13 protein-coding genes are annotated in these 13,578 nt (G+C 43.8%); 1 reads left to right on the top strand and 12 read right to left on the bottom strand.

What is annotated here, in order from left to right:
* Positions 1 to 239 precede the first annotated feature (239 nt).
* The 7 genes from AC0VYE_RS03165 to AC0VYE_RS03135 all read right to left on the bottom strand — a co-directional run bounded on the left by AC0VYE_RS03165 (position 240) and on the right by AC0VYE_RS03135 (position 6,623).
* Positions 240 to 950, bottom strand: a complete 711-nt coding sequence (locus tag AC0VYE_RS03165) for a lysoplasmalogenase (protein WP_475445999.1) — start codon at positions 948 to 950, stop codon at positions 240 to 242.
* Positions 951 to 1,458: 508 nt separating this feature from the next.
* Positions 1,459 to 3,423 (bottom strand): M56 family metallopeptidase, encoded by a 1,965-nt coding sequence (locus AC0VYE_RS03160; RefSeq protein WP_475445997.1) that lies wholly within the window; start codon positions 3,421 to 3,423, stop codon positions 1,459 to 1,461.
* Between the two features lie 2 nt (positions 3,424 to 3,425).
* A complete protein-coding gene (locus AC0VYE_RS03155; RefSeq protein WP_076268671.1) occupies positions 3,426 to 3,788 on the bottom strand; it encodes a BlaI/MecI/CopY family transcriptional regulator in 363 nt (120 codons plus the stop codon).
* Between the two features lie 92 nt (positions 3,789 to 3,880).
* Positions 3,881 to 4,807, bottom strand: a complete 927-nt coding sequence (locus tag AC0VYE_RS03150) for a hypothetical protein (protein ID WP_475445995.1) — start codon at positions 4,805 to 4,807, stop codon at positions 3,881 to 3,883.
* A 244-nt stretch (positions 4,808 to 5,051) separates the two neighbouring features.
* Positions 5,052 to 5,678, bottom strand: a complete 627-nt coding sequence (locus AC0VYE_RS03145; RefSeq protein WP_475445993.1) for a hypothetical protein — start codon at positions 5,676 to 5,678, stop codon at positions 5,052 to 5,054.
* A 38-nt stretch (positions 5,679 to 5,716) separates the two neighbouring features.
* Complete coding sequence (locus AC0VYE_RS03140; RefSeq protein ID WP_475445991.1) at positions 5,717 to 6,085, bottom strand: VOC family protein; 369 nt, start codon at positions 6,083 to 6,085, stop codon at positions 5,717 to 5,719.
* Between the two features lie 73 nt (positions 6,086 to 6,158).
* A complete protein-coding gene (locus AC0VYE_RS03135) occupies positions 6,159 to 6,623 on the bottom strand; it encodes a MarR family winged helix-turn-helix transcriptional regulator (RefSeq protein WP_475445989.1) in 465 nt (154 codons plus the stop codon).
* Positions 6,624 to 6,975: 352 nt separating this feature from the next.
* On the opposite strand from AC0VYE_RS03135, the gene AC0VYE_RS03130 reads away from it, so the two are divergent.
* Positions 6,976 to 7,779, top strand: a complete 804-nt coding sequence (locus tag AC0VYE_RS03130; protein WP_475445987.1) for an AAC(3) family N-acetyltransferase — start codon at positions 6,976 to 6,978, stop codon at positions 7,777 to 7,779.
* 155 nt (positions 7,780 to 7,934) lie between these two features.
* On the opposite strand, the gene AC0VYE_RS03125 is transcribed toward AC0VYE_RS03130, so the two are convergent.
* The 5 genes from AC0VYE_RS03125 to AC0VYE_RS03105 all read right to left on the bottom strand — a co-directional run bounded on the left by AC0VYE_RS03125 (position 7,935) and on the right by AC0VYE_RS03105 (position 13,408).
* The gene (locus AC0VYE_RS03125) at positions 7,935 to 9,365 is read right to left on the bottom strand and encodes a VanZ family protein (protein WP_475445985.1); all 1,431 of its coding nucleotides are present in this window, start codon (positions 9,363 to 9,365) and stop codon (positions 7,935 to 7,937) included.
* Positions 9,366 to 9,662: 297 nt separating this feature from the next.
* Positions 9,663 to 10,526 (bottom strand): CPBP family glutamic-type intramembrane protease, encoded by an 864-nt coding sequence (locus tag AC0VYE_RS03120; protein ID WP_475445983.1) that lies wholly within the window; start codon positions 10,524 to 10,526, stop codon positions 9,663 to 9,665.
* A gap of 358 nt (positions 10,527 to 10,884) precedes the next feature.
* Positions 10,885 to 11,478 carry a DJ-1/PfpI family protein gene (locus tag AC0VYE_RS03115; RefSeq protein ID WP_339206579.1) on the bottom strand — a complete coding sequence of 198 codons (594 nt, stop codon included), beginning with the start codon at positions 11,476 to 11,478 and terminating at the stop codon, positions 10,885 to 10,887.
* Between the two features lie 183 nt (positions 11,479 to 11,661).
* The gene (locus AC0VYE_RS03110) at positions 11,662 to 12,207 is read right to left on the bottom strand and encodes a 50S ribosomal protein L25 (protein WP_475445980.1); all 546 of its coding nucleotides are present in this window, start codon (positions 12,205 to 12,207) and stop codon (positions 11,662 to 11,664) included.
* Between the two features lie 346 nt (positions 12,208 to 12,553).
* On the bottom strand, positions 12,554 to 13,408 hold the full coding sequence (locus AC0VYE_RS03105; protein WP_475445978.1) for a sulfurtransferase: 855 nt from the start codon (positions 13,406 to 13,408) through the stop codon (positions 12,554 to 12,556).
* Positions 13,409 to 13,578 lie beyond the last annotated feature (170 nt).

Here is a 13,578-nt window from a genome sequence, read left to right as displayed (position 1 = left end):
GATTTTGGTGTGTATACGGCAGCTCAATGGGTTGGGAAGGCATATAAACTGCTCATGAGGAGAATAAGACATAAGGCTATATCAACGGCAATAAGGGCTCCTAGCCCTTTTTCTGTATTTACCGCAGGAGATTATACCACTCGCTGCTTATTTGAAGAATGCTCCAAGTTCGATCAGGTGTCAGGCGACACTTGTTCTCGATCCAATTTGATTCACAATTATCAAGTTCGTATTCTTAATCACAGAGGGATGTTCTTAGGCTTAGCGGCCGCCGCTCCAACATTCTTGACCTTCTGTACGCTTGAAGCAATCAACAATTGAGCAGCGAAGTAAGTAGACATAATAAGGAGATCTGAATAAGGCACATCTGCGACAAACTTATTCCAAGCCAGTATCGAGTCCGATGCAACGAATAGTATCGCACCAACAATCGCAAACGCATTGCGGCTCATAATTGCCGTAAAGCACATCGCTCCAATAACGGTAATGTAGACAACGACGGGAATCCATAACCCGCTTAAGCTTTCATCCCCCGAAATACGCTCATAAAAGCGACTGCCCAGCAGCACCGAGTAAATGAAGATAACTAAGCCCGCAAGCACACCGTACCAGCTCATTCGCGATTGCTGCTTAAACCAACGAGAAACCATTGCGGCCACATAAAACAAATGCCCCGTTAGAAACGCACCCAATCCGAACACAAACCACGGATCATCGGGAAGCAGCAGGAACGCATCTCCCAATAGGCTAAACAGCAGCCCTGTCAGAATCAGCTTCCTATAAACCGCTTGGCCGCGTCCATCTGGTACACTGCGAGCAACGAGCGTAATCATGAGTGCCATTGGTAGAAGCTTGAATATCCAATGCAGCGCCGTACTGTCCACTGATAACGTCGCAAGATGAATTAAACCTGTACACACAATAAGTCCCAGCAGCCAACTTCTACGCATATGCGATCCCCCTTATTTCATCACTTTACTCGAACCCAGTTACAATGTAAACGCTGACATAAACATGAATATTTTTGCTTCTCTAAAGTAGAACAAAGGAATGAAATAAACGAAAATAGAGAACGAGCAGCCTTTTTTCGTAACTTATCGCCATTCCTTTAATTTTAAAAAGGGCTGCCCCAAAAGTAGAATTACCTACGCTTGAAACAGACCCCGCTTTGTTTTTCGATGGAGCTTAGGCAGAAGGACGTCCTTCTCTTACCATTCCTTTAGCTTACGAACCTTATAGCTCTTATTTAAGCCATTGGTAGTCGATTAAAATTGTAACGAACTCCAGAATCGTTATTTCGAGAAAAGCAGCTCATAATTTCTAATAAAGCATGTTATAACGTTATCCAGGTTCGTTAAAATGAAATAGTTGTACTTTAATGCACAATAAGGGCAATACGGTTCGTTAGAAAAATGATTTTGGAATGGAAATTGGATCATAGCAGTGAAAGCTGCATCCTCAATTACCGTGATCTGAGCTTCTAGCTTTACTTAATAAGGTCTGCCCTTTCTCATAAACAATATCCGATATAAAATCAGTTTTCTTCCTATCAAAATGAGCAAAATCTATTAGATTTGATATGTCTGCGCCATATAGAGACAGACTGCCGTCACCATGATCCACGAGGGTCATGTCCTTATTCATATTTGTGTAGGGTAAGGTTACAATTTCTTTGGTAGACGGGTTAAAATAAGCCGCATGAGAGCGATGAAGGCCAGAACCCCATGAGTATGTAAAATACAATTCGGAATCCCCATCGTTGTCCATGTCGGCTAGAGCCATACTTGTTACGCCAAACCCACCAAACCACTCGCCAAGCGGATATACAACTCCCTTATATAACAAAAATGAAGCGGCAGATTTGTCATATTTGAAAATGCTATATTCAGAGTTTTCACTAATAGATTGCGGTGTGATGTTATAACACTTATCTGAGTCGTAGCCTGAATTAAAATCCTTTTGCAAAGCTAAAAAAGCATCAACACCGTTCTGAGTTCCCACTATAGATTCAGATTCTACTATCTCCTCGTCTAGCTTCGAAATTTTGTAGATGCTCCAAATATATTCGCTCTTTAGAGTATTGACGTTATCCTTATGTGTTTTTGCCAGCCATATCTCATCATCCAGCAGAAAAAGACGATATTCAGGATCAACGGCCGAATCGGTTAGCACATACTCGTATCTTTCTTTATAACCTAAAATATTAGGAACATTAATACTAGGCATAAAGCTTTCATTAAACTTTTGCACATCTAAAGCTTTCCGTTCATAAACAGCCTTCATTTTCTGTTGATTGCCGGCTCCGTCGGTTATAATTAGCGAGTTTTCGGTAAAAGTATAGTACTCCTTAAACCCATCGACAGCTACAAACGAGCTCAGTAAATTCATATATACCTGTTCCTCAAAGCGATAGCTGCCATACGGTTCTCCAGTCTCTTGCAGCGCCCCATTCACGATCGGATTTGTTGCACAGACGGCAACAGCGATTATACAAGCTGCGGCTGAGAACACGATTACCCGTTTATTTGGCGTCTTAAAGCGTAGTATATTTTTGACGCGCTCACGGATGCCTGTCTCTCCAAAGGCTAGCGGACTAGCAGACGGTAAGCGGCGGTTTGCTGCAAAGGCTAGCAATGACGTGCAATAATCCTTCGCGATTCCCGAACCCGTCTCCGACAGCACCTTTTCATCGCAGCTCATCTCCATGTCTTTGGCCATTAATATAAAGGCAAGCCAAGCAAGCGGATTAAACCAGTGAAAAGCAAGAACCACAAAGGCGAGCGGCTTGATTAAGTGATCTTTCCTCTTTAAATGGTAGGCTTCATGCTTCAGAATGTAAACTCGTTCTTGCTCCTGAAGCCCAAAGGGAATATAAATTCGCGGTTTGATAAAGCCAAGAATAAATGGCGACCGGATGCTGTCGGACTCAAATATATGTTTATCCAAACGGACTGCTGTAGCCATGCGGCGTTTCAAACGGAAATAGGTCACCAAGCTGTAAACAAGCAGCGCAAGTACACCTATACACCATAAAACTGTACCGATCTGTATCCATATTTGCAATGGATTTACGCTAGCAGTCGGGTCCGCTTGCGGCAGCGTGTCGCTTATCATGACATTTACGGTCGGTATGCCTACCGTCATCCCCGGCTTCTCCATATAGCCGATGTCTGCTGGGACATAGCTCAGTGCCGCTTCGCCGCTCTTTTGCGCTGCAGTCATGTCAAAGGGGGGAGCATTAAAGAGGCTGAGCTCAGAGGAAATAGACACCGGACAAACTAGGCGGAACAGTACAATCGCCCATAGCAAATAGGAATATTTTTTTGGTGCCCGTTTCAACAGCAGACGGATGAGAAGCACGACGATAATGACATAAGACGCCGTGAGAGACATATTGAGTATTTTTAGAAACAACGTTTCCATACTCAACCCTCCTTATGCTCATCAATTAGACGCTTTAGCTCATCAGCTTCCTTATTGGAGAGAGCTTTATTGCCGAAAAAAGAGACGAGAAACTGGGGCAGCGAGCCCTCAAAAGTCCGCTCAATAAAATGCTCGCTTTCGTACGCCTGGATCTGCTCTTTTGGAATAATGGAGCTTACCATTGTATCCTCATTTTTAAGAAGTCCTTTTTCACACATTTTCCGAAGTACGGTATAGGTGGTTGGCTTCTTCCAGCCGAGTTTCTCTGAACAAAGAGTTACGAGCCTTCCGGATGCCACCGGCTCGCTCTCCCACACAACAAGCATAAAGCGATAATCACTTTCACACAGCTTCAAGTTACTCATAATAACCTCCCCTATCTGGTTTATAATCATAAACCTATGTAACGAGTTTATAACTATAAACCGAATTAGTCAATGAAAGTAGGAGAGCAAGGCTAAACCACTTCTTCAACCGACACCAGGTACAACAAGCTTCCTTCACTGAAAAGCACTCGATTCTCTCGAAAATCCTGTGTTAACGGGACAAGCGGCTCAGCTTTTTCATTCAGAAAATGGATCTTGCACCCTGCGGATAAGCTCCCCGGTTTTTCATTTTTCTTAAGAATATAAGTTCCGTGTTTTCCGTAACCGCCGTCGAACAGAAAGTGATAACCATCCGTACAAAACCCCGAAGAGCCGGAAATCTCAGGATTTATAAAGGTGACCTTGGGCTGCTCGATTCCGCCGGAAATACAGCCCAGCAAAAAGTCTGTATAATAATAAAACCAAACTTTCTCATCGTTAGCTGCATTGAGCGCATAACAATCGGCGATATCCGACACTTGATCCTCATACAAATTATTGCCGTTCTCATCCCAAGCTAGAAGACCTTGCGCACCTACAGGTTTATCCCAACCGTTGTTTCCAAACACACCTTCGTCGAAATAACTGGTCCAAATGATCCCTTTCTCCGTCACCTGAACACTTTGAATGCCGTCTCCAAGCAAAAATTCTCGGATCGTATTCCCTTTAAAATCACACACTTTAGCGTTCAGATCATACTTGCCTACGCCATAGTAAGAGCAGCGCGCTCCGACTAACAGTAGACGATTATGAAGCGGCTGAACATAATGATAATTGAAATGTTGATCCGCAAACACTACTTCATCAACATAATCTTTTTCTACGAGCAGCACCTTGTAGGTATATGGTTTCTTTAGAGTCGATGGGACGAACATGCCCCGTTCCCGTTCAGGGATCTGGTTAATGAGCAAAACATACATGCAGCCATCGGAGCCAATTTGTGCCGAGACAATCTTGAACCCCTCCGTATACGCAGAAATATCAGCAAAAGGTTGAAGCGCCACCGTTTTATTAAACATGCCTATTCCTCCTTAAAGACAGTTATAAAACAAACTAAATTCTGTACTTATTAACTGAATTATGTCTGAGAAGAACGCTCCTGAACATGGCGAAAGTATGGCAAAGGAAAATGTGTTAAATGAGGTCATGTAAACCTGACCTTAGCAAGGTTTGTTTTTTAGGCATCAAAAAATACAGCGCATATGAATCAAAGATCCATTATGCACTGTATTTTTAGTGTCTGACCTATGAAGTTTCTCAGCTCTAACTCTCATCGTGTAATTGAACAATCATTTTTCGGCATAGAAACGATGCTTCAAACCCAGACACGGCATCCAATTCGACGCGAATTTGATCGCCTTCATAGGCGAGACTCAGCTGCAAACAGATATTGCACTCCTCGGCGGGACTTATTTTCTCATGCTGGATGTCTTCGAAATACAATGCAATAGGCTGCTCCAGCCCACCTGCGGCTGTATGCCTGATCGTTACAGACAAGTTTTTCTGATTGGCATTTAGTTCTGCAGCTTCCATACGGACCTTCGTTATTTCATCGTAATGAAACGGGGGGAAGACGCCAAATTTATCAATAACATTTTGGGCTCCCACTATAGAAGTGAGCGGTGAGAACAGGCGTTCAAGCTGCCTTGTGTTCATTAGACTTGACTCATATTGGGGACTCGTATAAAGCAGGATAGAATCAGTACTGCAATTCACTACCGTTCCGATAAAAGCAGCCCAGTCGGGTTTACCTAATTCGCCAACAGTCATTCGAACCTGATCCTGCGCACGTAGCTCTGCTGACAGATCCGTATTAACATATAGTCGATAGCCCTGTGCTTGCACCTGCCAATCAGTACTTGGGGCAAAGCAGATTTCTTCCCGTTCCACAGAGTGAACACTAACGTTCCATTCCCTATTATCTAGCATCAGCTTCGATAAAAGGACAACACCCAGCATATGCCGTTCCGGTCGGTAACGATAGCCAGCAGACCGTTAAATGGAGCTTCGTACATTTCCGTATTAACTGTCCCGTTGGAGGCAAATTCATTGTAAATCCCTCGATAAGCCTCCTCCGTCTCGATTTTCAGAAAGACTCTTACATAATCGCCCTTCAGCGTAGGTTTCGCTGCTTGAGTATCTGCAAACTTAAGGATTGCATCCCCCACCTGCAGGTCCGCATTGAGTACCTCTTCCCCATGCTTGCGTAGAATCACAATTTCGCCGCCAAAAACGCTTTGATAATACTTCATTTCATCCTTGCAGTTGTCCACTACGATAAACGGATATGCTATCATCTTTACACCCTCCTAAGGTTCGTTTGGTCATACGCAGCATTTGCAATTTCTATCGCTTATGTGACATTTTTCATTAGAGCATTTCATCCTGCCTGCTCAGATTGCTAAGCACAACCTTCAACAGGCTTATAAATAGATCATAATCCTCATCGGAAATCCCCTGCTTGGTTCTACTCTTGACCCTGTCTAACGCTTCCTGTACTTTCGGCACCACGTCCTGTGCCGATTCTGTCAAATAAAGCTGCTGATAGCGGTTATCCGCGGGGTCAACTTCCCTGCGCACATATCCTTCCGCTTCTAGCTTTGCAATCGCCTTAGCGGTAGTCGTCTTGTCAATAAGCAGCTTCTCGCTTAAAGCTTTTTGAGTAATGGGCTGCTGAGATGCTATGGCCATTAGAAAAATATACTGCCCGCTGCCGATTCGATAAGGTGCCAGTTCGGCTGAAATCAAGATTTGCATATGGCGATAGATGGCAGAGATGTATTGTCCGTGAGATTCCGATTCATGCTTCTCAGCAAGCTTCCTATATTCGCTCATTTTTCTCACCCCTTAAATAGTATGTCATTGCAACTAATATCAGTATATGAAATATAGAATGCTATCGCAACTATTTTTTGTAAAAATTTATACATTTTTTTACGCGCTCGAAGCAATGGTTCTGTGCTAACCATCCACTTCGCAAAATAACAATTTAGCGGAATTGTCCGTGCTGTCTTCATCAGCATTTTTTTCTGCTGACCATTGTAGACTGTCATTTTTGTTGGTATACTATTGAAAAATAATTCCATTTTGAGTAATTCAAGGGCTATGCTTTTCTGGCAATGCTAGAGACAACCCCGCTACCTGTAGCGGGGTTATTTTGTTTTCCAAATGAAATGGAGGATGCACAATGACTGGAAACGAAGAAACGAGAATGATTTTAACGAAAGAGGATTTAATTACACAATTCAAAAACTGCGGATTAATGGAAGGGCAAACCATATTCGTACATACTTCATTAAAAAGCTTGGGATTTGTTGTAGGCGGGGCTGAAACATTGATTAGGTCACTTCTTGAAATCGTAGGAAAAGAAGGAACATTGATGATGCCTTCTCAGACATGGAAAAACCTTGATCCCTCTACTGGAGTTCATTGGAATGAACCGAAGGAATGGTGGCCTATTATTCGAGAAAACTGGCCTGCATATGATAAAGAAATAACACCTGCGATCGGTATGGGTGTCGTGGCTGAAATGTTTAGACAGTGGCCAGGGGCCACAAGATCTGATCACCCGGCAAGGTCGATAGCAGCAGTAGGGAAACACGCGGAATATATAACAGAGAAACATGATTTAAGCAATATTTTTGGCAGCGACTCCCCTGTAGATAAATTGTATAAATTAGATGGGCATGTACTATTAATTGGTGTTGGCTATGAAAAAAATACATCCCTGCATTTAGCGGAAACGAGAGCAAATTTTTCTTCTAAAAGATTTGCAGATGAGAGCAGTGCAGTCATGATTGATGGCAAGAGAACGTGGGTTACTTATTCTACTCAAGCAGTCGACGACGAAGATTTTAGTAGATTAGGAAACGAATATGATCAACAAAAAAATATGAAAATTCATAAAGTAGGAAATGCTGATGTGCGACTTATGGAAGTAAGACCCCTGATTGACTGGACCGTTCCTTGGATGGAGAAAAATAGAGCATGACGGCTCGCCCCCGCTATTCACGCTAGCTTACAAAAAGGTACCCATACGCTAAACACTCTTTTAAAAGTGTCTGTTTGTATGGGTACCCTTTTATAAATACCAGCTGAGCTTCCAAGGATATGGGATCAAAATAAAATAAGTCCAAATCAGCTTTTTTAATTCTTTGCATCAATTAAGGTAAACCAGTTGGGATCACCATTATATGTTCCATTAACCTGATATACAGGCCGATAAAAGTCTTTTGAATCATACATATAGGTTAGTTCTATTCCTTTTATTTCTAGATGGTCACCCTTTTTTATTTCAAGCTGATCCTTTGTTAATAAAGCATTTCTTTTCAGCTGCTGAAATTCCCCATCCTCTATGCGTTTATATACTTCAGCTGGAGATAATAGATCCATCGTCCTCACAAACTGATTGTGCTTAATTCCGCTATTGATCGCGTAGATGCTGCCATCCTCTTTTAGGCCAATGGAGAAATCGCCTGTCCAGTAATCCTCGTTCATTCCTGGGATCTGCGAGAGTGACCATGCATACTCACCGTCATCTACTCCTCGCAATTCAGCCTTCTCGGTAGGCAAGCTCAAATCATCCGCAATCGTTTTCGCCTTCTCTAACATAGATTCCGAATCAGTTAGCGAGGCTTGCCCTGGGACGTAATCATTTTCGGTTAACGACCAGTTACCCCCCTCGGATTGGAATAACGTGTAGTGTGTATCGCTATTACTCGTTAACACACTTTCACGATCACTTCCCCACTTCTTGACGCTTAACTCAGTCAATGCTAGTTTTTGCAGCAGCAGCGCTGCGATCTCATCATTATTTACGACTCTTTTGTATACCGCAGCAGCATTTGGTTCTGGGCTTAACGAGAGTGAAGCGCTAAGCTCAACGCCCTTCATATTCCATTTGTGATACGAATTAATGGCTAGTTGACCAAACTCCTGCTGATTATAGACGATATTCATTGCACAAAACATCAAACCGATTGCTATGGGGATGGACAGATTGCCCAGCAGGCTCTTGATCTTAACTTTTTTGTGCTCCATGATAGAAGCAGCAAGTCTGTACAACTGGTAGCCCATAATGCCGCCAAGTGTATTGTTAATAAGATCATCAACCTCAAATAGACCTGCGCCAGTAAGCGTCTGATACGTTTCGATAGCTAATGTCGCACATACAACAACAAGAAGAATCCGTTTGAACGCTCTAAACTTGTAACTCAAACAAGGCAGCAAAATCCCCAAAGGCACAAACATTAAAATGTTAAAAATGCCGTTCTGAAATTCTCTTAGCGAGTATTTTTGCCATGCAACGATATAACCACCGAAAGGATATAAGTTCATTTCCAAGAAATGTGACGTACCTCGGCCGATAACGGTCAACTGGAGAACAAAAACAATATAACCGATGAAAAGCGCACCGAGGATAAGCTTACTCATAGGCAGCCAGGGCTCTTCCTCTCGCCTTCTTTTGCGATAATAAAATGTATAATAACCTGCAATTAGAAGCAGCTCGATTCCAACGACAATGACCACTGGCAATCCCAGAACGCGTAAGTAATTGAACATATCTGTAATGCTCACATTATTCCTCCTCATACCGAACACAAAATCGTACTGTCTTACTCTCTTGTGGTTTTTCATTATAACACGGCACTATAAATCATCTTTTTCTAATTCCTTAAAAAACCTTTAATAATATTTAAGGTTTATAATTTAAAAGATCTGTCCTCGACAGGGCTTTATTGAAAAATATAGCGATGATCTTTCGAGCGCAAAAATACATCGCCCAAGGAAAATACCTCAGAAGGCGATGTATTCAAATGTGATGTCGCTATGCTATTTAAGCCTTATCCTCTTCCCCTGTAACCACTCCGTCGCTCATAACCTTCTAATTTCGAGCGGTTTTCTTGATGTCATCCATGCCGCTATTAACAAGGCGAGAGCTACAAATATTCCCGATTCTCCTGTCCATAGCAGCACATTCTCACCGCTGGAAAATAAATCGAACGCATCCTGAATCACAGCATTCCATGAGGCATGCAGGAGAATAGCAGCCCATACGCTTCCCGTTGATAAGCGTAAACGGCTAAGAATATAACTGAAGGAAGTAACAGAAATCATGAATAAAACAACAGACAAAGCAGGGTATGGACCAGAATAATAATTCCCTACAAGCATGACGGGAAGATGCCATAAGCCCCAAATCATTCCGCTGGTAAGCACTGGTTTAGGAATGCGGGCGTCTATTAGTCGTGTAAGCATATATCCCCTCCAGCCAAGCTCCTCACCAGCACTGCTGATCACACCTATTATCGTGCCAAATAACATTTGCATAAGTACAGTTCCCACAAATATAACTGCAGATGGTGCTTTAATAAATGTGTCCGGTGTAACGTATTGCACCAGCCCTGTCACCCAGGCTATTCCGTAAGCAAACAAACCAATGATGACTGGAAGCAGTAAAATCATCGGCAATTTCTTGAGTGTTTGCTTCCCCCCAATACGCAAGGAAATATCCGATATCCCTTCACGAAGCACAATTCTGGCGAATATGGAGGACAAGCCTGGTGCCCACATGAGCAGCAGGACAAAAATCGGCGATGTCATCAATAACGCATAACTAAGTATAGAGAGTGGGACGAGCATAGCGAAGAAAACAAGAAGTCCTCGCCTAGCCAAACGAATACGCGCCTTCTCCTCGTCTGATCCGGTAGTTAAAATGTTGCTAAAGTATGTTCCCATGACAATAACCCCTTAATCTAAGTATGTAAGTCTGTTTAGAAGTATAGCAATGGGGCCGCCTCCATAAGAACTAACCCAAGCCTAGTCTTTGTCCCAGACCCAAGCCAAGTAAAAACAGGACTATAGTTTAGTGCGTCTGGGTCGAGTAGTCTTGGAGCACAAAAAAATACATCACCCAAGGCTCAAGGCCCACATGGCGATGTATTTAAATCATTCATACTGTTATGCCTCTCAGCAATTACTCGTCGCTGGCTAGGCGCGCATATGTCAAAAAAGACACCCCAACGGTGTCTTTTCCTTCTTCTATTCGTATGCAAGCCAACACTTGAAAGGCAATGCATATTCGCTGTATTAAGAATTAGTTCGTGGTTGAGGTTAGTTCCTTGTTTGACGTCCGGCCAAGCAGATTTAGAAATTCCCGCATAAATCCAGGAAGATCAGGCCATGCGTGACCCGATACTAAATTTCCGTCTACATGCAGTGTCTCACTTGCATATTCTGCGCCGAGTGATTCAACTTCTAACTTGCATGCATTGTATGCCGTTAACGTTCTGCCTTTGAAGTAGGAACGATCGGGCAGCGCCAAGAATACCTGAGCACCGTGACAAATCGCGCCTACAGGCTTGTCCGCATCCAGAAAGTGCTGGACAATTCGCGGAAGATCTTGATCGTTGCGGATGAACTCAGGAGCGCGTCCGCCTGGGATGATCAAGGCATCGTAGTCAGCAGGCTCCACGTCCGCAAAGGCTATATCAGACGGCAGCAGATGAGCTGGCTTCTCCGAATAAGTATCCCATCCCTCGATGAAGTCGTGGCATACCGTATTCAATGTCTTCTTTCTCGGCGAAGCGATCACCGCCTCGTAGCCCTCTTCCTTCAACCGATAGAATGGATAATAAACCTCCAGAACCTCTGCGCCGTCGCCGGTTAGAATAAGCACGCGTTTGGACATTTTACCCTCTCCCAACTGTAAAATTATGTAACACCTTTTTCTATTATGGGGATAATCTGCAAGCGCCGTCAATGGTCCTTAAGAACGGGAGGAAGATGTCAAATTACGCAAAAACACGTCGTACCAGCAGGTAAGCTGCAGATACGACGTGTTTTTAATAGTTGAAGCCCCTAATAGGATGAGTTAAGGCTTCACTACAGATACGAGAAACTCGTTTTTACCGGAAATAAGTGTAACTTCTGATGACAAATCCAAATCCTTCACATAGACGGATTCACCGATATTCATGCCGCTGATATCATATTCTATCACCGACGGCAAATGCCTTGGCAATGCTTCTACCTCAATAAACTCGGACTGAAGTTGTACAATCCCGCCCTGCTTCAATCCGATTGGCTTGCCTATGAATTTTACCGGAATCTTTGTGCATACGACTTCGTTATTCTGCACTTGCTGGAAATCAACATGAATCAAATCACGCGTTACCGGATCTCGCTGGAGATCCTCAAGCAATACGGACACCGAATCTTTCCCGTCAAGCTGTATATCGATAAAACCAGATGCACCTTGCTTCAACCACTTATGAAATTCTATCGTTGAAATATGAACCATCTTATTTTCTACATTTCTACCAAACACAATACCAGGCAGACGTCCTGATTTACGTAGATTACGAAGCCCTGATGTATTCAAATGTGTACGTTTCTCTGCTTGCATAAATGTTGTCATGCTTAACTCTCTCCTCTTTATTAAAAGATCTTTGCGCTGGTTCCTTGGTCGCAGAATCTTCCCCGATAGGGGATAAAGAGCGAAACATAGCATCACCACCTCCATGTTCTGCCGATTACGGCACAATACATTTAATGTAAAACCTCCGTAAATATACAGGAAGGCACCCCACTTCGGAAAGTGGAATGCCTATCTGTAAACCACACCATATCATAGAAACGTCACGTTGTCTAATCAAGACGCTGGCCAATTACGGACAAAGGTTCCTCGTGTTGCGTTCACAATATAAAAATACATCGCCGCAGCTTACAAGCTGCAAGGCGATGTATTCATCGAATGAGTACTGTTATCCTTCTAACCGTTCTTCTTCGTCCCCGATGGCGATGGGGTTGTTAGAGAAACTAATCCAATCACTCCAGCTTCCCGCATACAAGCGCACTTTCGTGAAGCCTGCTTCCTGCAGCGCAATGACGTTTGGTGTGGCTGTGACGCCTGATCCGCAATACACGATCAGCTCGCCGTTCTTGTCCAGATCATGGAACCGATCGGTTTGAGCGGCGACGTCCTTCCAACCGCCGGATTCCGTTAGACCCTCTCTCCAGAAACGGTTAATCGCGCCTGGAATGTGGCCAGCAACGCGGTCGATCGGCTCGACCTCTCCGCGGTAGCGAGGAGCTTCGCGCGAGTCGATAAGCGTTACTCCCTCGCTGCCAAGCAGCTCCCTAACCTCATCCATTTCAACTAGCATATTGTGCTGCACCGTTGCAAGGTATGTCGCAGGCTGCGCCACTTTGTTCTCAGTCGATACAGGCAACCCTTCTTTGACCCAAGCAGAGAAGCCTTTATCCAGCACATAGACCTGCTCATGTCCCATATACTTCAGCAGCCACCACAGCCGAGAAGCCATCGCTCCGCCTTGATCGTCATATGCGACCACAATCGAATCGTTGCTTATGCCCGTCCTGGCGAACGTCACTGTCATTGCAAAAATATCGGGAAGCGGATGGCGTCCGCCATATTCCTCGACCTCACCGGATAGATCCTTCTCCAGATCCATATAAACAGCCCCCGGAATATGGGACTCCTCGTACGCTCTGGGCCCCGCATCGGGATCGTCCAAACGAAAACGGCAATCCGCGATGACAAGTTTTGGCTCACCGAGTTTCTCCTTTAGCCATTCCAACGATACGATGTTATTCATTTTGACTCGCCTCTTTCGTTCATTTATGTAATCCATTATGGAACCTTTAGCCTTAGATTGCTCTATTAGCCTTCATATCTATAGTATATGGTGTGATTCCAATCTTCAATGGAGCGCTTCTGCCAATTATATAACAAAGACCGGGAGTCTCTCCACTTAGGAGGCTCCCG

The sequence above is a fragment of the Pristimantibacillus sp. Z349TD_6 genome, from assembly GCF_056173205.1.
This window is presented reverse-complemented; position numbering and strand designations above follow the sequence as displayed.